Origin of the sequence: Motiliproteus sediminis (genome assembly GCF_017912535.1) — a bacterium.
Taxonomy (GTDB): Bacteria; Pseudomonadota; Gammaproteobacteria; order Pseudomonadales; family Balneatricaceae; genus Motiliproteus; species Motiliproteus sediminis.
Window position 1 is genome coordinate 283,860 of record NZ_JAERQK010000002.1, and the last position, 18,016, is coordinate 301,875.

At 58.5% G+C, this 18,016-nt stretch carries 19 protein-coding genes and 1 tRNA gene; 7 read left to right on the top strand and 13 right to left on the bottom strand.

From position 1 onward, the window contains the following. Positions 1 to 42: 42 nt before the first annotated feature. From flgJ to JJQ76_RS05805, 11 genes are all read right to left on the bottom strand, one after another. On the bottom strand, positions 43 to 1,011 hold the full coding sequence (gene flgJ, locus JJQ76_RS05755) for a flagellar assembly peptidoglycan hydrolase FlgJ (protein ID WP_210395765.1): 969 nt from the start codon (positions 1,009 to 1,011) through the stop codon (positions 43 to 45). Positions 1,012 to 1,022: 11 nt separating this feature from the next. Then, positions 1,023 to 2,123, bottom strand: a complete 1,101-nt coding sequence (locus tag JJQ76_RS05760) for a flagellar basal body P-ring protein FlgI (RefSeq protein WP_246480326.1) — start codon at positions 2,121 to 2,123, stop codon at positions 1,023 to 1,025. A gap of 11 nt (positions 2,124 to 2,134) precedes the next feature. Continuing rightward, complete coding sequence (gene flgH, locus JJQ76_RS05765) at positions 2,135 to 2,815, bottom strand: flagellar basal body L-ring protein FlgH (RefSeq protein ID WP_210395767.1); 681 nt, start codon at positions 2,813 to 2,815, stop codon at positions 2,135 to 2,137. 24 nt (positions 2,816 to 2,839) lie between these two features. Further along, positions 2,840 to 3,625, bottom strand: a complete 786-nt coding sequence (gene flgG, locus JJQ76_RS05770) for a flagellar basal-body rod protein FlgG (protein WP_210395768.1) — start codon at positions 3,623 to 3,625, stop codon at positions 2,840 to 2,842. Between the two features lie 28 nt (positions 3,626 to 3,653). After that, positions 3,654 to 4,397 carry a flagellar basal-body rod protein FlgF gene (gene flgF / locus JJQ76_RS05775; protein WP_210395769.1) on the bottom strand — a complete coding sequence of 248 codons (744 nt, stop codon included), beginning with the start codon at positions 4,395 to 4,397 and terminating at the stop codon, positions 3,654 to 3,656. Positions 4,398 to 4,558: 161 nt separating this feature from the next. Beyond that, complete coding sequence (locus JJQ76_RS05780) at positions 4,559 to 6,535, bottom strand: flagellar hook-basal body complex protein (protein ID WP_210395770.1); 1,977 nt, start codon at positions 6,533 to 6,535, stop codon at positions 4,559 to 4,561. An 11-nt stretch (positions 6,536 to 6,546) separates the two neighbouring features. Then, positions 6,547 to 7,212: a flagellar hook capping FlgD N-terminal domain-containing protein gene (locus tag JJQ76_RS05785; protein WP_210395771.1), complete on the bottom strand. Its 666-nt coding sequence runs from the start codon at positions 7,210 to 7,212 to the stop codon at positions 6,547 to 6,549. A gap of 56 nt (positions 7,213 to 7,268) precedes the next feature. Next, positions 7,269 to 7,709 carry a flagellar basal body rod protein FlgC gene (flgC, locus tag JJQ76_RS05790; RefSeq protein WP_210395772.1) on the bottom strand — a complete coding sequence of 147 codons (441 nt, stop codon included), beginning with the start codon at positions 7,707 to 7,709 and terminating at the stop codon, positions 7,269 to 7,271. 5 nt (positions 7,710 to 7,714) lie between these two features. Beyond that, positions 7,715 to 8,119, bottom strand: a complete 405-nt coding sequence (gene flgB / locus JJQ76_RS05795; RefSeq protein ID WP_210395773.1) for a flagellar basal body rod protein FlgB — start codon at positions 8,117 to 8,119, stop codon at positions 7,715 to 7,717. A gap of 208 nt (positions 8,120 to 8,327) precedes the next feature. Beyond that, positions 8,328 to 9,182 carry a CheR family methyltransferase gene (locus JJQ76_RS05800; protein WP_210395774.1) on the bottom strand — a complete coding sequence of 285 codons (855 nt, stop codon included), beginning with the start codon at positions 9,180 to 9,182 and terminating at the stop codon, positions 8,328 to 8,330. Positions 9,183 to 9,213: 31 nt separating this feature from the next. Beyond that, positions 9,214 to 10,143 (bottom strand): chemotaxis protein CheV, encoded by a 930-nt coding sequence (locus tag JJQ76_RS05805; RefSeq protein ID WP_210395775.1) that lies wholly within the window; start codon positions 10,141 to 10,143, stop codon positions 9,214 to 9,216. Between the two features lie 133 nt (positions 10,144 to 10,276). Between JJQ76_RS05805 and flgA the strand changes: the two genes are divergently transcribed. The 4 genes from flgA to JJQ76_RS05825 all read left to right on the top strand — a co-directional run bounded on the left by flgA (position 10,277) and on the right by JJQ76_RS05825 (position 12,051). Further along, positions 10,277 to 10,984, top strand: a complete 708-nt coding sequence (gene flgA / locus JJQ76_RS05810; protein WP_210395776.1) for a flagellar basal body P-ring formation chaperone FlgA — start codon at positions 10,277 to 10,279, stop codon at positions 10,982 to 10,984. Positions 10,985 to 11,133: 149 nt separating this feature from the next. After that, positions 11,134 to 11,448, top strand: coding sequence for a flagellar biosynthesis anti-sigma factor FlgM (gene flgM, locus JJQ76_RS05815; protein ID WP_210395777.1), 315 nt, complete (start codon positions 11,134 to 11,136; stop codon positions 11,446 to 11,448). A 9-nt stretch (positions 11,449 to 11,457) separates the two neighbouring features. Then, complete coding sequence (locus JJQ76_RS05820; protein ID WP_210395778.1) at positions 11,458 to 11,937, top strand: flagella synthesis protein FlgN; 480 nt, start codon at positions 11,458 to 11,460, stop codon at positions 11,935 to 11,937. Positions 11,938 to 11,975: 38 nt separating this feature from the next. Continuing rightward, positions 11,976 to 12,051 (top strand) — tRNA-Arg (locus tag JJQ76_RS05825). An 18-nt stretch (positions 12,052 to 12,069) separates the two neighbouring features. Here JJQ76_RS05825 and JJQ76_RS05830 read toward each other — a convergent pair. Next, complete coding sequence (locus JJQ76_RS05830; protein ID WP_210395779.1) at positions 12,070 to 12,705, bottom strand: arylesterase; 636 nt, start codon at positions 12,703 to 12,705, stop codon at positions 12,070 to 12,072. Between JJQ76_RS05830 and JJQ76_RS05835 the strand changes: the two genes are divergently transcribed. From JJQ76_RS05835 to JJQ76_RS05845, 3 genes are all read left to right on the top strand, one after another. Further along, positions 12,687 to 13,385, top strand: a complete 699-nt coding sequence (locus tag JJQ76_RS05835; RefSeq protein ID WP_210395780.1) for an ABC transporter ATP-binding protein — start codon at positions 12,687 to 12,689, stop codon at positions 13,383 to 13,385. The two genes, JJQ76_RS05830 and JJQ76_RS05835, sit on opposite strands and share 19 nt — an antisense overlap. Beyond that, positions 13,382 to 15,865 carry an ABC transporter permease gene (locus tag JJQ76_RS05840; protein ID WP_210395781.1) on the top strand — a complete coding sequence of 828 codons (2,484 nt, stop codon included), beginning with the start codon at positions 13,382 to 13,384 and terminating at the stop codon, positions 15,863 to 15,865. The genes JJQ76_RS05835 and JJQ76_RS05840 overlap by 4 nt, the downstream gene beginning before the upstream one ends. Before the next feature lie 146 nt (positions 15,866 to 16,011). Then, positions 16,012 to 17,637 (top strand): methyl-accepting chemotaxis protein, encoded by a 1,626-nt coding sequence (locus JJQ76_RS05845; RefSeq protein WP_210395782.1) that lies wholly within the window; start codon positions 16,012 to 16,014, stop codon positions 17,635 to 17,637. Positions 17,638 to 17,640: 3 nt separating this feature from the next. On the opposite strand, the gene JJQ76_RS05850 is transcribed toward JJQ76_RS05845, so the two are convergent. Continuing rightward, positions 17,641 to 18,015, bottom strand: coding sequence for a hypothetical protein (locus JJQ76_RS05850; RefSeq protein WP_210395783.1), 375 nt, complete (start codon positions 18,013 to 18,015; stop codon positions 17,641 to 17,643). Between the last annotated feature and the right edge of the window lies 1 nt (position 18,016).

The following is an 18,016-nucleotide window of genomic DNA, read 5'->3' on the forward strand; positions in this document are numbered from 1 at the left end:
TGCTATGCAGCTTTTCCCATCACCTAATTTATCGGCAAATTCTTAACTGTCTTTAAGTCGTTCCAAGGCACTCTGAAGGACGTCACCGTTCAGAATGCCGGTAATTTTCTCGGCGTAGGCCGGGTCGGTGGCATAGCCGGCCAACTGCAACTGCTGCAGATAGGCCTCACCATCCCGACCTTGATTCAGCGCCTGCTCGTAGCGGGGGCTTTGGCGCAAAAAGTCGAGGTAATCCCACATGCTCTCTTCATAGGAGCCGTAAGCCCGAAAAGCGGCTTTCTCCTGCTGCGCCACCCCATCACGAAACTCCAGTGTGTTGACCAAAACGCGATCACCCTGCCAGCGGCTATCTGCCTTGATGCCGAACAGGTTGTAACTGTTACTGCCGTCGCTCTTACGCGGCAGGTGCTGGCCCCAACCGGTTTCCAGCGCCGACTGCGCCAGCAGCACCCGCGGATCAACCCCGGCCGCTTCGGCCACTTTCTCAGCCACCGGATTGAGGACGGCGACAAACTGGTCCGGCGAGGCAAAGCGTTCAGGCAGCTCGGTCGGGTTGGAAGGAGCGGTTTGCGTAGTCGCAGTGCTGTCTTCGCCCTGCATCAGCGCCTCTACGGCGGCACGCGCGGTCTGTTCCAACGCACGATCGAAGCTCTGCCGCGCTTCCAGCACTTGGGGATCAACCGTCTCGGCGGACTGCTGTTTACTCAACTGACGCACCAGCACTTCACTGAGACCGATACCCTTGCCTTGCGCCATGTTCAGGCCCAACTGCTGATCCAGCATGCCCTGATAAAACTTGGTCTGGCTGCTGCTGAACAGGTCGTCGCCGCCCAGGGCTTCGTTGGCCTTGCGCATGTTCTGCAGCAGCATGTTGAGAAACAGCGACTCGAACTGTTTGGCAACCGCCTCCAGCGCCTTGGGGTCCTTGCTGCGGGCATCGCTGCGCAACTTACCCAGCTGCTGCAGGTCAGTCGCGGAGCGGAAGGTGCTGTTGTCGACCGGGCTTTTCATCCGTCGTTACCTCAGATTACGACCAGTTCGGCTTTCAGTGCGCCGGACTGCTTCAGTGCTTCCAGAATCGCCATCAGGTCACCGGGAGCCGCGCCGACCTGGTTAACCGCCTCAACGATATCGTTGAGGGAGGCGCCGGGCTGGAAGGTGAACATATGACCGCTGTTTTCATCCACTTCGATCCCGGTGCGCGGAGTCACCACGGTGTCACCGCCGGCCAGGGCATCGGGTTGGCTGACATCCAGATTTTCCAGAATGGAAACCGTCAGCCCGCCGTGGGTGATCGCCACTGGAGATACCCGGACGTTCTCGCCGATGATGATGGTGCCGGTGCGCGAATTGATGATCACCTTGGCGGTTTCAGCAGCGGGCATCACCTCAAGATTCTCCAACACCGACAGATAGGTCACTCGCTGCCCTGCATCCCGCGGCGCACGCACGCGGATAGAGGTTGCGTCGAGCGACGTAGCCACCTCCGGCCCCAACAGTTGGTTGATCTTTTCAGCCACCCTGCGCGAGGTGGTGAAATCGGGCTGGCGCAGATTCAGAGTCAGATGGTCACCTTGGGCAAAAGGGGTCGGTACTGCGCGCTCAACCGTGGCACCGTTAGGAATTCGGCCCACACTGGGGACGTTGACGGTAATGCGGGAACCGTCCCGCCCTTCAGCACCAAGACCACCCACCACCAGATTGCCCTGGGCAATGGCGTAAACCTGACCATCGGCCCCCTTCAGCGGTGCCATCAGCAGGCTGCCGCCGCGCAAGCTGCTGGAATCACCAATCGAGGAGACGGTGATATCCAGGGCCTGACCCGGCTTGGCAAAGGGCGGCAGCTCCGCGTGGATCGATACCGCAGCGACGTTCTTGGACTTGGGGTCCAGTCCCGGCGGCAGCGTGACGCCGAACTGCGCCAACATGTTCTTGAAGGTTTGCGAGGTAAACCCGCTCTTGTCACCGGTTCCGCTGAGACCAACCACCAGGCCGTAACCCACCAGTTGGTTGCTCCGCACACCCTGCACCTCGGCGATATCCTTCAGCCGCTCGGCCTGGGCAACTCCGCCCCAGCTCAGACCCAGCAGGATCAACGCAATCTGTGTGATAGCCGCTTTCATCGTCATCATCCTCAGAAGGGCCACAGCGGGCTGTAGAAGAACTTGGCCAGCCAGCCCATTTCGTTGGCATCATGGAAGGCGCCGGTGCCGCTGTAGGTGATCCGCGCATCGGCCAGCTTGGTCGAGGCCACGGTATTGTCCGGCTGCACATCCTGCGGCCGCACCAGTCCGCTGATACGGATATATTCATCACCGCTGGTCAGGGTCATCCATTTCTCGCCGCGAACCTGCAATACGCCGTTGGGCAATACACTGGCCACGGTAACGGTGATATTGCCACTCAGGCTGTTGTTCTGGGTGGCTTCGCTTTCACCGGTGAACGACCGGGTGCCCCCGCCAAGGTTGGCAGAGAGGGGGTTACCAAATGCTTTCAGCTCTTTGCCAAATACCGAGGGCGCATCGATGGTCACGTTGCTCTCTTTATCGATCTCGTTGTCGGCGCTCTTGCTGGCACTGGTGCTTTCGGTCAGCACCACGGTGAGAATGTCACCCACCTGGCGCGCCTTGGCGTCTTCGTACAGGGACAATCCGCGACCTGCCTGATAGATAGCGCCATCCACCACCTTGGGCGCCGCCATCGCCTCTGGCGTCACCGGGGCAAAATAGGGATTGTCCGGGCGCGGCGGCGCTTTGGCACAACCGACCAGAGCGACTGCAACCGTAGCCAAGGTTAAGGAGCGAAGTGAAGTCATCAAGCTATCCCCCGATCAGACCGGTTAGAGTTGCTGGGTCACAAACGACAGCATCTGGTCCGCGGTCGAAATCACTTTGGAGTTCATCTCGAACGCCCGCTGGGTCGAGATCATATTGACCAGCTCTTCAACCGAGTTGACGTTGGAGTTTTCCAGCGCGCCCTGCACCGTGGAACCCAACCCATCGCTGTTGGGGTTGGTCACCGTCGGCGCACCGCTGGAGGTGGTTTCCTTGTAGAGGTTACCGCCGACCGCCAGCAGCCCGCCGGGGTTGGTAAAGTCCGCCAGCTGAATCTGGCCGATCTGGGTTGCCGTACCGGTGCTGGCCTGAGTGACAGAGACCACACCATCAATGCCGATGGTCAGCGAAGTGGTATCCTGCGGAATGGTGATCTGCGGCTCCAGCAGGAACCCCTGCGCATTGACCAGATCGCCGTTGGAGTTCAGCTGCAACTGACCGTGGCGGGAGTAACCGATCTCGCCATCGGGAGTGCTGAACTGCAGAAAACCGCGCCCCTGAATCGCCACATCCAGATTCTGCTCGGTAATTTCCAGCGTACCCTGGGTAAAGAGTTTCTGGGTCCCCACGGTGCGAACTCCGGACCCCAGCTGATAGCCGGAGGGCAGCTCGGTGCTCTCTGACGACTGGGCTCCGGGCTGACGCTGCACCTGGTACAACAGATCTTCAAATACCGCCCGATCCCGCTTGAAACCGTCGGTGTTGACGTTGGCCAGGTTATTGGAAATGGTCCGCAGGGCGGTGTCCTGGGCGGACATTCCGGTTTTTGCTACAAACAGCGCTGCATTCATTCGCTTGCTCTCCTACCCTTGTTCTGCCTTATCCGAGATTCTGCAATACACGTGCCGCCGCTTCGGAATTCTCCTTGGCGTCCTGCATCATCTTGATGTTCATTTCGAAACGACGAGAAAGATCGATAATCGCGGTCAGCTCGCTCACCGCGTTAACGTTGCTGCTCTCCAGATAGCCGCTTTTTACCCGCACCGTGGGGTCTGGCTGTAACACCGCGTTATCACTGGCGCGCATCAGGCCATCGAGACCTTTTTCCAGTTCACCCGCGGCAGGCTTGACCAGCTTCAACCGATCCACCACCGCCAGCGTGTTATCGGCATCACCCACCACCTTGACCGTCAGGGTGCCATCTTCACCGATATCCACCTTGGCGGCAGGCGGCAACTGCACCGGCCCGCCTTCGCCGAGAACCGGCAATCCACTGCCCGTAACCAGCACGCCGGCGGCAGTGATCTGCAGCTCGCCGGCACGGGTATAGGCTTCGCTGCCGTCTGCGGCACGCACCGCCAACCAACCCTCTCCCTGGATCGCCACGTCCAGGTCATTGCCGGTGTGGTTCTGCATACCGGGACTCTGGTCGGTGGCGGGACGCTCGGTCATGGCGTACACACGGCTGTTGTAACCGTCGCCAAACACAGGCATGGCACGGGCTTGCGCCAGATCCGACTTGAACCCGGTGGTATTGACGTTAGCGAGGTTGTTGGCATGCGCGGTCTGCGCGAGCATGGTCTGCGTCGCACCGGTCATCGACAGATAAAGCAGCTTGTCCATTCGGCCCTGTCCTCTCTTTTAATACGCTGAAAACGACTGTTGTCAGTACGTACTGCAAGAGCAGTGCCAAAACTATCAGGCGCAAAAAAGCACAGCCCGACCGCAGCCGAACCGTGCCTGAAAAGAAGCCATGACCCCGCCCGGACGGGGCCTTAAGGCGCTTAACTGATCTGCAGAATCGCCTGGGTTACGGCGTTTTCGGTCTGCAGGGTCTTGGAGTTGGCCTGGAAGTTCCGCTGCGCTTCGATCAGCGCCACCAGCTCTTCAGAGAGATCAACGTTGGATTGTTCCAGCGCGGCCGACCGCAGCGAGCCGTTGAGACCGGTTCCCGGCGGGTTCAGAATCGCCTGGCCGGACTCCAGCGTAGCACTCCACTCGGTGTTACCCGTGGGCTGCAAGCCACCCTGGTTCTCAAAGGTGGCCAGCGCCACGATTCCCAGATTGGAGTTCTGACCATTACTGAAGCTCGCCACCATGGTGCCGTCCGCGGCGAAGGTTACGCCGATCAGATCACCCTTGGTGAAACCATCCTGAGTCGAGGATTTTACGATCGACTCGGAAGCAAACTGAGTAGTACCACTCAAGTCCAAAATGACGTCGGTCTGAGGGTTCGCAGGGTCGGCATTCTGAATCGTCAACCGCGGCGCCAGGCCTGACGCACTCACCGGCGAGCCGTTGACGGATTGCAAAGTACCGGTGGTGTTATCAAAAGTGATAACCACCGGTCCAGGTTCAGTCGGATTACCACTTGCCCCTGGCGGCAAGGCTTTGCCGATATCCAGCAGATCGGTACCATTCAGATAGGCGTACATCTGATAGACCCCCTGAAAACTGTTGTCGCCATTCTCAATGGTCGCCAACTGCCCGCCCGGCATGGCCACCGTATCCAAAACAGCCCCCGTTTCACTTACCGCTAGCGGATCCAAGTCCCCCTGATCCGTTTTATAAGTAATCAGGAGCTGGTTATTGTTGGTGGGATCGCCAGATATCGTATCGATTTCAGGAAAGATCGCTAATATTGCCGACTGGTTATTTTCAAACTGAGTGATAATATCCGTTACCGTCGCGTTCTGCGCATAATCCAGCTGGTACGATTTAGTGCCGCTTCCGATGGTAATACTCCCATCCGCTGCTGCAGGAAAGGCGGTGCCGTCAAACAAAAGTCCCTGCACCTCAGCGGCAGATACATCTGCAGAAGTACCTGTTACATTTACACCCGCAGGAAAGTTAGTAACCACATCCTCAACGTTGGCGGCCGACGCAAAATAAGTAACTTCAAGACCGGTCCCTGCAGCGTCTGCCGCAATGCTGCGCACCCTGCCATCGGAAGTTCGGATTGAATTTAGCGCATTGGCATCACCCAAAATACCGGCGACTAAATCCGCCGCGTCAGTTATTGGCCCACCAAAGTTAAGCGTCACATCGCCACCGGCAATCTGCACCACAGTCCCGTCAGGGATAGGAAATCCGCCCAGATCAGCAAAATTGAGGGTCTGACGCTCACGCAGTGCTGGCTGCTCAACGTAATCGAACTTGATGGTGTTTTCGTTACCCAGACTATCGAAGGTCCGCGTGGTGGTACTGAACGTATAAGACGCCGAATCATCAGGGTCATAAGGACGCAACAGACCATCGGCATCGGCACGCGAATCGACATTGAACGACAGGCCGATACTTTCGGTCGCTTGCGGCGGGCTCTCCTTCTGCGATACCGCCATGGTACCGATAGGCAGCTGGTTGCCAGCATCATCCAAGCCATAGCCCTGCAGGAACTTGCCGTTCTTGCTCACCACGTTGCCGTCTTTATCCAGCTCAAAGCCGCCGGCACGGGTATAGGTAGTACCACCCTGGCCGTCATTGAGCTGGAAAAAACCGGAGCCGTCGATCGCCAGATCCAGATTGTTGTTGGTAAATTCGATCGTACCCGCCGTAAAGTCCTGCGCGATATCAGACACGATCACACCGGCACCGGGGTTATTGGTACTACCGGCACCGACCACCACCGTGGTGAAGATGTCGGCAAACTCGGTGCGACCCGACTTGAACCCCACCGTACTGGCGTTGGCAATGTTGTTGCCGGTTACATCCAGCTCGATGGTGGACGCCTTCAGGCCGGTGATAGCGGTATTAAACGCCATAACGTCACCCCTTATCCTATCTGTTTGATTTGATCGAGCGACACGGATCCGCCCGGTATATTGATCTTCATCCCCACGCCGTTCTGACCCAGGGTGACACTTTCGACGTTGCGACCCAGATAGGTCTGCACCGCCTCGTACTCGTTATCAGGCCCTAACGCTGACGCTTCGAAACGGTAGGTACCACCAGCCAACTCCGCTGGCAGGTTCCAGGCAAAGTTGCCGTCACCGGCAGCCTGAGCGCCCAGAGAGAAACTCCCAACCTCTTTCCCCGCTTCGTCAAACACCGTGACCTTAACGTCCGGCGAGCTATAGGGCAGCTCCAACACGCCATCAACCCGACCGTTGGCATCCACTTGAGCCGTGGTCGTAGGCACATAGACGGTCTGTCCGATCAACGACGAAGCCTGCAGCGCCGTCTGACTCGACATCATCGAGTTGGAGAAGTTGTTCATCGAGTTATTGAGGTTGGCGATCCCCTCCACCATGCTCATATCGGAGATCTGACTCATGAACTCGCTGGTTTCAGCGGGACTGGTCGGATCCTGATTACGCAGGTTGGCGATCATCAACTTCATGAACATATCGCTCTGCGTCTCTGCCGCCTTTTCGGTTTTGGACGGATTGAGATTCAGATACGGATTGTCCGCGTTGTTTACACCTTTGATATCAGCCATGACGGCCCTCCTCGCAAGCGCCACCCGTCGGCGGTCTTACGCATTGCTAAAATGCTTTACTGCCCCAGCGTCAGCACGCGCTGCATCATCTCTTTGGCGCTATTCATGATGTCGGCGTTGGTCTGAAAGGACCGCGAGGCCGAAATCATGTTGGTCATCTCTTCAACCACATTGACGTTGGGGTAGTACACAAAGCCGTTGTCGTCGGCCATGGGATGATTAGGCTCATATTGGCGGCGCAAGGGTGCGTCGCTTTCGATAATGCCCTGTACCTTTACGCCAACACCCGCACTGGCATCGAGCACGTCATCACCCAACGGCTTCTGCATCGCCTGCTGATGAGCCACTGCAAACAGCGGCTGGCGGGCACGGTAGGTTTCACCCACACTACTGCTCACGCTTTCGGCATTGGCAATATTGCTGGCCACCGTATTGAGACGGATCGACTGGGCGCTCATACCGGACCCGGCGATGTTAAAAACGTTGGCGAGAGACATAATTGTTATTCACCCTTGATCGCGGACAACAGGCCGCTGAACTTGCGGTTGAGAAAAATAAAGCTGGCCTGGAAGGCCATCGCATTCTGGGCGTATTCCGCCTGCTCGCGCTGCATGTCGACTGTGTTGCCATCGACAGAGGGCTGGGTCGGATTGCGGTACAGCAGCTCCGCCGCCAGGTCCGGATTGACCAGTCCCGACTGATGACCATTCCGGCGCACATCCAGCTTCACCGGTGCCACATCACTGGCGTTTTGCGCCGCCAACACCGCGCGAAAATCAATATCCCGCGCTTTGTAATTGGGGGTATCGGCATTAGCAATATTATTGGCCAGCACTTCCGCCCGCTTGGTACGCACCAAAAGCGCCTGCGGGTGAATTCCCAGTGCTGCATCAAATGAAATTGCCATGTTGCCGTCCTCTCTACGCGCTACGAGCACCAAGAACAAAGCAACACTTATGCCATAAATAAAAACCCTTTATAAACAACAGAATAAGAAAAAAAGAAAAGCAAGAACAGGCAAAAGCGGCAAGGTGTTACCGCCACGTTGCCGCCGTAGGGCGGCAAGGGCTCAACAGCAGAGGCAGAGGGCCGGCAAGACGCCGGCAAAGAAGTGACTACTTGGCCCGGTAGATGATGCCAGGGCTGCAGTGAACCATTTCGTAGAGGTCGTTGAGGTGTCCGAGGGACTCGGAAGCCCCCAGAAACAGGTATCCACCCGGCTTCAATTGCGCGTGGATCTTACGCAGAATTTCCAGCTTGAGCTCGGAAGAGAAATAGATCAGCACGTTGCGACAGAACACCACGTCGAACTTACCCAGCAAAGTGTAGGTACTCAACAGATTGAGTGCGCGAAACTCGACCCGCGCCTTAATCTCAGGACGCACCTTGAAACCACCTTCAGGCAGCTTCAGAAAATAGCGCTCCAGTCGTTCTTTCTGCAGTCCGCGCCCCACCGCCAGCATGTCGTACTCGCCCTTTTTGGCGTGCTCCAGCATGGTGGGCGAGATATCGGTCGCCACCACCCGCTCGCCCGCCCGCAGCATCCCTGGCTTGCTGCGTTTAAACTCCTCGAGGGTCATGCTGATGGAGTAGGGCTCCTGCCCCGAAGAGCAGGCTGCAGACCAGACCCTTAGCGGCTGCGCCCCGGTTCGACCAGCCAACTCGGGCAACAACCGATCACGCAGAATATTGAACGGATGCACGTCACGAAACCAGAGCGTTTCATTGGTGGTCATCGCGTCCACCACCCGTTCTCTCAGGCGAGAACCCGCTCCGCCCTTCATCGCCTTAACCAGCTCATCCAGCGTGGTGCAGTTGATCTCCGCCATAATCGACGATAAACGACTGCTAACGAGGTATTCCTTGTTATCGCCCAGCAAAATACCGCAGGCATCCTGCAAAAAGTCGCGGAACAGGGCAAACCCTTGAGCGGTAATCTGAACGCGTGGCGCAGTGCGAAGACTGGTCATTAAATATGGTTATCCGATTCCTGTGGGGAGACTAGGGCTTGACTGCCTGCAACCGCTCTTTAACACGAGTGGCAAGCTCATCGGGTTGGAACTTGGCCAGAAAGTCATCGGCACCGACCTTATCCACCATGGCCTGATTAAACACGCCACTTAAGGAGGTATGCAACATAATGTGCAATCCTTTCATGCGCTCGTCCGCTCGCAACGAAGCGGTGAGGGTATAACCATCCATCTCCGGCATCTCAATATCCGAGATGAGCATCAAATAGTCATCAGCCGGCCGACCGCCTTCATCCGCAACGCCGCGCAAGAAATCGAGCATCTCCTTACCGTTTTTCTTGGTGGTTACATCCACTTCAAGCGTTTCAAGACAACGCTCCAGCTGTTTACGCGCAACCACCGAGTCATCGACAATCAAGACATGCGGCCGGTGCTGGCGGTTGGCGCGAATTTCATCAGCCAGCCCCAAGTCCACCTCTTCGGAGCGCGGCGCCACTTCAGCCAGAATCTTCTCCACATCGAGGATTTCAACCAACGCACCGTTGAGGTCGGTGACCGCAGTGAGGTAGCTGTCTTTGCCGGTACCTTTGGGCGGCGGATGGATCTCCTCCCAGTTGGTGTTGATGATCCGCTCGACCTTACTGACCTGAAAGCCCAAGACCTGCTGATTGTATTCCGTCACGATGACAAAGCTGTTGGCTGGATCCGAAATGGGGCCACGACCCATCATGGCGCTGAGGTCCAGCACCGGAATAGCAGTACCGCGAATCTGGGCCACGCCCTTAACCCCGGCTTTAAGTTTGGGCATCAACGTCAGCTTGGGGCATTGAATAACTTCACGCACCTTGAACACGTTAATACCGTAGATCTGCGAACCTTCCAAACGGAACAGCAACAGTTCCAGACGGTTTTTACCAACTAACTGCGTGCGTTGATTGACACTATCGAGGACACCCGCCATTTGAATTCTCTTCCTTAACTTGCGTTAGCCCCGGATAACCCCTTAAATGGCGTCATGCCAACTCCCAAGGAAATACCCGCCGTCGCGCACCCTGAAAAAGCGATGCAGCGTGCCAGAATCATAGGACATTTCCATGTGCAGGGGTAGTTTATACGGCAGTGTTCGCCGGCTGTGCCTGATGCTGCTTACGGCGCTAGTGGCTACCCCTACCAGTGCCAACGACCTTCTCTACCAGCAAGCACAGGACTACCTTCGCCGGCAGCTGGCCCCACTGCTGCAGCCCGGGGATCGCATCGATATTGAAGTAAGAACCATCGACTCTCGTCTGCAGCTCCCCGCATGCGCTTTCCCGCTGGTGTTTGAGCACCCACGTGCAATAGAACCAGGGGCCTTTTCAGTCAAGACCGAATGCGCAGGCCCCAAACGCTGGTCAGTGTATCTGAATGGCAACGTGGAGATATTCCGCCCGGTTGTGGTCAGTGCCCGCCCCATTGGCCGTGACACCCGCCTCACAAGTACGCTACTGACTCTCGCCGAACGCCCCCTCAGCCAGCTGCATCACGGCTACTATACCGACCCGTCCCTGCTGACCGACCATATCAGCCGGCGCAACCTGCCGGCACAACAGGTATTGCAACCCCGCCACCTGTCCCCGCCACTACTGGTCCGCGAAGGTGACGACGTCGTAATTCAGGCGGGCGGGAGCCTGCTGAGCGTAGAAACCCGGGGCATCGCGCTGGAAGATGGCCGGCTGGATCAGCAGATTCGGGTAAAAAACAGCCGTTCCGAACGCGTCATTCGCGCCAGAGTAGCCGCCAGAGGGCGGGTGGTCACGCGCTAACTCAGTGATCAATAGAAGATTTCAAGCCGCGCATAGGTTATACTCCGAGAGCATTAATCGAGATCAATTTTTTTCTTAAAAAGGTCTCAAGTCGTGCCGACCTCGGCCGATAGCTATACCCAGAAACGCAATTTAATGAGGAGATAGACATGGCCATCGATTTCAACGGCCTGTCATCACGCACCAACGCAGGCAACACCAACCGGGTCAGTGGCAACGCTACCGACACTCCGGCCAAGAAAGCCGCGCAGGAAGGCAGCCCCAACGCAGCGCCGGAAACGGTCAAGCTGAGTGCGGAAGCGCAAACCCTGCAAAAGCTGGAAGAGAAGGTTGCGCAACTGCCGGACGTGGACGCGGATCGGGTAGCACAGATCAAGCAGGCCATCGAGGACGGTTCCTATCAAGTGGACTCCCAGCGCGTGGCAGCCAAGCTGCTGCAGCTTGAGGATCAGTTGTTCGGATAACACCGCCCCATGACCCAAACTCCTAGTGCCTTTATGGCTCTGGTCTCCGAGGGTAGCGAGCTTCTCGCTACCCTTTGTCGTTTAAGCGACGCCGAAAAATCTGCGATCGAAAAGATGGCGGCCGCCGATCTGCAACACGTGGTGACCGCCAAGCAGCAGAGTCTGCAGGCTCTTGCCGCCAACACCGATGCCCGCAACCAGTTTCTCCGCCAGCAGGGGCTGAGCTGTGACCAGCAGGGCGTTGACCAGTTGATCGCTTCACTACCTACCACCCAAGGGCAGCAACTACAGAATGCGTGGAACAAGCTGACCGAAACCCTTCGCCGGGCAGCCGAGTTAAACCAGCGCAATGAGCAGATCGTCAAGCGTAACCAGCAGAGCCTGGAACAACTGCTATCAATACTGCGCGGTCAAAGCGGCAAAACCACACTCTACGATCAGGCCGGACTGAAAAATTACAGTGCCCGCGGCACTCTGGGGAAAGCCTGAGTCGACACACCGTGACGTTCTGGTAGAATGCGGCGCGTCTCCCCGTAGTTCAACTGGATAGAACGAGGCCCTCCTAAGGCTTAGATCCGGGTTCAAGTCCTGGCGGGGAGGCCAGTTTTCTATCTTGTCCTGCTACTTCACCGCACCCACTGCTTGCAACTGTGCCAACACCGGCTCCAGTACCGGCCAAACCTGGTCCAGCAGTGCCGGCTGCGCGGACGCCGTGGGATGAATACCGTCAGGTTGCATCAGCTCAGGATCGGTACCCACGCCATCGAGCAGGAAGGGCACCAGCGCAGTACCCAAACGCTCGCTGAGATCAGCATACAGAGCGAAAAAACCATCCGCGTACACCGGGCCGTAATTGGGTGGAATACGCATCCCCAGCAGCAGCACCGAGGCTCCGGCCTGCCTCGCCTGGCTAATCAGCGCTTCCAGATTACGTTTGATAGCCTCCAGCGGCACGCCCCGGAGGCCATCGTTGCCACCCAGTTCAAGAATCAACAGCGCCGGCTGGTGGCGTTCAAGGAGCCCGGGTAAACGACTGCGGCCGCCACTGGTGGTTTCGCCGCTAACGCTGGCGTTGACCACCCGCAAAGCGTAGCCCTGCTGTTCCAGTCGCTGTTCCAGCAGTGCCACCCAGCCTTGCGCCGTTTCCATGCCATAAGCGGCACTGATACTATCACCGAGAACCAACACCGTTTCGGCCTGTGCGGGAACCGACAGCCACAACAACACTCCCACAATCCATGACTTCACTTTCCTCATCCTCTGCCACTCCGATTCTTCGCGCACGCCAACTGGGCAAACGTGTCAACGCCCGCAGCGGCACGCTAACCATTCTCAGCGGCGTAGAGCTGGTGGTCAACCCGGGCGAGAGCGTCGCTATTCTCGGCGCGTCTGGCTCAGGCAAGTCGACCCTGCTGGGACTGCTGGCCGGTCTGGATACGGAAAGCGACGGCGAGGTGGAGCTCAATGGCATCTCGCTTAAAGGCCTCAATGAGGATCAGCGAGCGGAGGTTCGTGCCGATGGGGTCGGGTTCGTGTTTCAGAGCTTTCAACTGCTACCCGCACTGACGGCGCTGGAAAATGTGCTGCTGCCACTGGAGCTGTCCGGTTACGGCGCTGCGCAGAGCCAGGCGTCAAGACTACTGCAGGCGGTAGGGTTATCCGGGCGCGAAGATCACTACCCTCGCCAACTGTCCGGCGGCGAGCAGCAACGGGTGGCCATTGCTCGCGCCTTCGCCAGCCAACCGAAGATTCTGTTTGCCGACGAACCCACCGGCAATCTTGATTCGCACACCGGCGAGGCAATCATCCAGCTGCTGTTCGATCTCAACCGGCGCGAGCACACTACGCTGGTACTGGTCACCCATGACGCCCAGCTCGCCGCGCGCTGCCAACGCCGCTTGCAGCTGGTGTCGGGCCAGCTGGAAACACTAGCATGACCTGGACCCTGGCACTGCGCCTGCTCGCACGCGAGTGGCGCAGTGGCGAGCTCCGACTGCTGACTCTGGCTCTGGCAATCGCCATCACCGCCAGCTGCGCGGTTGGCTTTTTTACCGACCGGGTTGAACGGGCATTGCTGCGCCAGGCCACCACATTCCTCGGTGCAGATCTGGCACTGCAAAGCGCCCATCCCAGCCAACTAGATCTGCGCCGCCAGGCTCGCAACGCAGGGCTGAGCTACAGCGAACAGCAACGCTTCTCCACCATGGTAAGCGCCGAAGGCGAAACACTGCTGGTTAGCGTCAAGGCGGTGGACTCAGCCTACCCCTTGCGCGGCGATCTCAGGCTTTCCCGTGATATACAAGCCCAGCCATTCTCCCAACGGGGCGCACCGGCAACCGGCACCCTGTGGGCCGAGCCCCGGGTGCTACAAGGCCTGAATGCCAGCCCCGAGCAACCGTTGACGCTAGGGATCAGCCAGTTCACTTTGGGTGCGCTGATCGTCAACGAACCGGACCGCGGTGGCGGCCTGATCAGTCTTCGCCCGCGCTTAATCATCAACCTGGACGACCTGCCGGACACCCGGCTGGTCCAGCCCGGCAGCAGGGTTACCTATCGTTACCTGTTCAGTGGCGATGCCGCTGCCATCCAACAGTTACGCGACTGGCTCACGCCGCAGCTACGCCCCGGCGAGCGGCTGCTGGATGTCCGCCAGGAAAACCCTTCTATCGGCGGCACCATGGAACGCGCCCGCCGCTACATCAACCTCTCAGGGCTGCTCGCGGTATCGATGGCCGCGATAGCCATTGCCATGGCAGCCCGCCGCTATACCCGGCGCCACTACGACACCGCAGCACTGCTGCGCTGTCTGGGTCAGTCGCAAGGGCGGATCATGCGGCTGTTCTGTATTCAGTTACTGGTCGCCGGCACGCTGGCCACCCTGCTCGGCATCGCCCTCGGCTGGCTCGCACAATGGGGATTGGTGGCGCTGCTGGGAGAGCTGCTCCAGATCGAACTACCTCCGGGTGGATGGCGACCGGCCCTGACCGGTGCCGCAACCGGCCTGTTAATTCTGCTCGCAACCGCACTGCCTCCGCTGCTGCAACTCGCATCAGTATCACCGTTGCGGGTTTTGCGTCGTGAGCTGGCTCCGATCGCACCCGCCAGTACACTGATATACGGACTCGCCATCAGCGTCGCCATCGGCCTGCTGTGGCTTTACAGTGGCGACTATTCACTGGCAATACTGCTGGGGGGTGGCAGCGTTGCCGGAACAGCATTACTCGCGGGACTCGGCTGGCTGCTGTTGCGGCTGGTTGGGCGAATTCCCGGACCGCTACCCTGGCGCCTGGCGCTGAAAAACCTTTACCGCCACCCCCGTGCCAGCCTGACCCAGCTAACCGCCTTCGGCCTGACGCTTGCCGCCATGGCACTGATTCTGGTGGTTCGTACTGATCTGGTGCGAGACTGGCAAGCGCAACTACCCGAGGATGCCCCCAATCACTTTCTGATCAACATCCAGCCCTGGGAGGTTGATCTGCTGAAGGATTTTCTGCTGCAAAGTGACGTGCGCCACAGTGGCATTCACCCCATGATTCGCGGCCGGCTCAGCCACATTAACGGCAAACCGGCAGCCGAGCAGATTCCGCCAGATGCCCCGGGGAGGCGCGGCATTCGGCGGGAACTCAATCTGAGCTGGAGCGCCGACCTCGCACCGGATAACCGCATTGAAGCCGGCCGTTGGTGGCAACCACAGGACTATGGCCGGCCCTATATCTCACTGGAGGCCAAGCTGGCCAAGGATCTGGGCGTCACGCTGGGCGACCAGCTGCGGTTCAGCTTTGGCGATCGCCAGATCGACGCCGAAATTCTCAGCCTTCGCAGTCTGGATTGGAGCTCTTTACGCCCTAACTTCTTTGTTATTTTTGCCCCCGGCTCACTGGCAGACCTGCCTGCCACATCAATCACCAGCTTTTATCTGCCCGCATCACGAGGGCCATGGCTGCGCCAGTTAGTGCAGCAATTCCCGACCCTGACGCTGCTGGAGGTTGCCCCCCTGCTGGAAAACCTGCGCGCCGTCGTGGCACAGGTTTCCCTGGCCGCAGAGTATGTGCTGTTCTTCGTATTAGCCGCCGGCATCACTGTTCTCTTTGCCGGGCTGGCGAACAGTATCGACGAACGGCTGCGCGAAAGCGCGCTGCTGCGCACTCTGGGTGCAGGTAGCACGCTGATACGCCGGATGCTGAGCATCGAATTCCTGTTACTTGGCGCCCTGTCCGGGTTACTGGCGGCGCTGCTGGCGCAGGCCGGAATCTTTGCCCTCTACCAACTGCTGCAACTGGCACCACGATTTCATCTACTGCTTTGGATCAGCGCGCCGCTGGTCGGAGCCCTGCTGGTATGGCTGGCCGGTCGGCTTGCTACCGAACGGATTCTCCACCAAGCACCGATAGCGCTGCTGCGCGACCATCAGGACTGACCCAGGTCAGGCCTCCTTCTCCGTTTTAGGAGCTTTACCTATTGTTGCCACCGCGAAATGTGACCAAACTCAATATAAGTGCTTGCTTATCTGCTGAGTAGCCGCAACGCCTGGATCGGCGTCTACTGGATCTGAGGGATTAGACGATGTCAGCAACAGCCCCCCGCCATCTTTCAATTGGCCTGAAAATAGATCTTGCTCTGGTTTGTCTGTTCGCAGTCATTCTGGTGGCTTCCTCGGCCTACCAGTTCCGCAGTCAACGGGACATGGTCGAGTCGATGGTGTTCAACCAGGCAGAAGCCCTGGCCGACGCCTACTTCGACAACGTCAACACGCTGATGCTGACCGGTAAGATGGCAGAACGGGAGATTGCCCGCACCAAGATCACCGCCCGCGCCGAGGTTGTTGACGCTCGAATCCTCCGCGGTGAAGCAGTGCGCAAACTCTATGGTCCCGGGTTCACCAGCGCCACCGCCAAAGACAGCATCGACCGGCAGGCCCTGGACGGCTCAAAACTGGATGCCATCACCACCAGTGACGACGGACGGTTGCTGACGGTCACCCTCCCCCTTAAGGCGGAAAAGAATTTCCGCGGCACGGATTGCATCAGTTGCCACCCAGCTGAACCGGGCACCGTGCTGGGGGCGGTACGCCTGGATTACTCCCTGAAGCAGTTCGATGACCACCTCTCTCGCCAGCTGTGGACCAATATTGGCCTTAACACCCTGCTACTCGTTGGCGGGCTGATACTGGTCAGCCTGATCCTGAAGAAACTGGTCACAGGCCCTCTCGGTCAGGTTACCCGGACCATCCGAACCATTGACGACACCGCCGACCTCAGCCAACGAATAGAGATCAAAAGTAGCGACGAATTGGGCGAAATGGCCAACGGCTTCAACCGGATGATGGATACCTTCAGCCGCATCATTGGGCGGCTGCACGACCTTACCCACCAGCTCAGCCAGCAGTCCGGCGAGCTGGAGCAGAGCGCGCGCATGACCATCGAGGGCGCAGAAAAACAACATGTGGACACCGACCTGGTCGCCACGGCCATCACCGAGATGGAACAAACCGCGCACGAGGTCGCCTCTAACGCAGCCAAAGCGGCCCATGCCACCGAAGATGCCAGCCGTCACGCCGAATCAGGCGCAAAAACCGTCACTACCGCGATCAAGGGGATCGAGCGCCTGGCCGACGAGCTCAACGATGCGGCCGTCAGCGCAGACCAGCTGCGCTCCAGTAGCGACAGCATTGGCCAGGTAGTCGAGGTGATCTCCAACATCGCCGAACAGACCAACCTGCTGGCCCTCAACGCCGCCATTGAAGCCGCACGCGCCGGCGAACAGGGACGCGGGTTTGCCGTGGTCGCCGACGAAGTCAGGGCGCTGGCCACCCGCACCCACGAATCCACGGAAGAGATTCAGGGCATGATCGAATCGCTGCAAAAGCTCACTCATAACGCAGCCCAGGGGATGAAACGCAACAGTGAAAAAGCTCAGGAGACGGTGCAGCAGACCGCAGAAACCGGGCGTTTCCTCACCGAAATCACCGACGCGGTAACCACGATCAACCTGCTCAACGTGCAAAACGCCGCCGCTGCCGAAGAACAGCAGCAGGTGGTGGGCGAGATCAATCGCAACGTACTATCGATCAACGACGTAGCCGACAGTACCGCTGCCAGCGCAGCGCAAACCGCCCAAGCCGTCAGTCAGCTTCATGATTTGACGCAGGAACTGCGACAGATGGTGGATCAGTTCGGTACCGGGCGATAATCTCTAAAAGTCGCGCTGATAGGGCTCTTGTGCAATCAAAGCCTTGAGCTCCTCAGCCAGTTTGGCCACTTCGGCCCGACCGGCGCGGTTGAATATATAACCCCCGATCCCACCCACTGCCGGCGGGCTTTGATCGTCACCCTCTTGCAGTACCACGCAACGACGCCGGATCGCTTCCAGCTCCTCATCCCAGGTGATCGGATAACTGACAAACAGGTCCCACCGCGCCTGGGGTGTTTCCCCGCTTACCACCCCTTCAAGCAAAACCAGCGCACTGCGACGATCGATACGCTGGCCCCCCATGGCTGAACGACTGAGAACCCAGATCAGTAATGCCAGAATCGGAATAGCGAGGGCGACGGTTATCAGCACTTCCATG

Excerpts from the sequence above, each read along its gene's own strand:
- JJQ76_RS05835 (WP_210395780.1), top strand. The coding sequence starts at position 12,687 with ATGACTTCACTTTCCTCATCCTCTGCCACTCCGATTCTTCGCGCACGC.
- JJQ76_RS05850 (WP_210395783.1), bottom strand. The coding sequence starts at position 18,015 with ATGGAAGTGCTGATAACCGTCGCCCTCGCTATTCCGATTCTGGCATTA.
- JJQ76_RS05800 (WP_210395774.1), bottom strand. The coding sequence starts at position 9,182 with ATGACCAGTCTTCGCACTGCGCCACGCGTTCAGATTACCGCTCAAGGG.
- flgH (WP_210395767.1), bottom strand. The coding sequence starts at position 2,815 with ATGACTTCACTTCGCTCCTTAACCTTGGCTACGGTTGCAGTCGCTCTG.
- JJQ76_RS05830 (WP_210395779.1), bottom strand. The coding sequence starts at position 12,705 with ATGAGGAAAGTGAAGTCATGGATTGTGGGAGTGTTGTTGTGGCTGTCG.
- JJQ76_RS05820 (WP_210395778.1), top strand. The coding sequence starts at position 11,458 with ATGACCCAAACTCCTAGTGCCTTTATGGCTCTGGTCTCCGAGGGTAGC.
- flgG (WP_210395768.1), bottom strand. The coding sequence starts at position 3,625 with ATGAATGCAGCGCTGTTTGTAGCAAAAACCGGAATGTCCGCCCAGGAC.
- flgA (WP_210395776.1), top strand. The coding sequence starts at position 10,277 with ATGTGCAGGGGTAGTTTATACGGCAGTGTTCGCCGGCTGTGCCTGATG.
- JJQ76_RS05785 (WP_210395771.1), bottom strand. The coding sequence starts at position 7,212 with ATGGCTGATATCAAAGGTGTAAACAACGCGGACAATCCGTATCTGAAT.
- flgF (WP_210395769.1), bottom strand. The coding sequence starts at position 4,397 with ATGGACAAGCTGCTTTATCTGTCGATGACCGGTGCGACGCAGACCATG.
- flgM (WP_210395777.1), top strand. The coding sequence starts at position 11,134 with ATGGCCATCGATTTCAACGGCCTGTCATCACGCACCAACGCAGGCAAC.
- JJQ76_RS05780 (WP_210395770.1), bottom strand. The coding sequence starts at position 6,535 with ATGGCGTTTAATACCGCTATCACCGGCCTGAAGGCGTCCACCATCGAG.
- JJQ76_RS05845 (WP_210395782.1), top strand. The coding sequence starts at position 16,012 with ATGTCAGCAACAGCCCCCCGCCATCTTTCAATTGGCCTGAAAATAGAT.
- flgC (WP_210395772.1), bottom strand. The coding sequence starts at position 7,709 with ATGTCTCTCGCCAACGTTTTTAACATCGCCGGGTCCGGTATGAGCGCC.
- JJQ76_RS05840 (WP_210395781.1), top strand. The coding sequence starts at position 13,382 with ATGACCTGGACCCTGGCACTGCGCCTGCTCGCACGCGAGTGGCGCAGT.
- flgJ (WP_210395765.1), bottom strand. The coding sequence starts at position 1,011 with ATGAAAAGCCCGGTCGACAACAGCACCTTCCGCTCCGCGACTGACCTG.
- flgB (WP_210395773.1), bottom strand. The coding sequence starts at position 8,119 with ATGGCAATTTCATTTGATGCAGCACTGGGAATTCACCCGCAGGCGCTT.
- JJQ76_RS05760 (WP_246480326.1), bottom strand. The coding sequence starts at position 2,123 with ATGAAAGCGGCTATCACACAGATTGCGTTGATCCTGCTGGGTCTGAGC.
- JJQ76_RS05805 (WP_210395775.1), bottom strand. The coding sequence starts at position 10,143 with ATGGCGGGTGTCCTCGATAGTGTCAATCAACGCACGCAGTTAGTTGGT.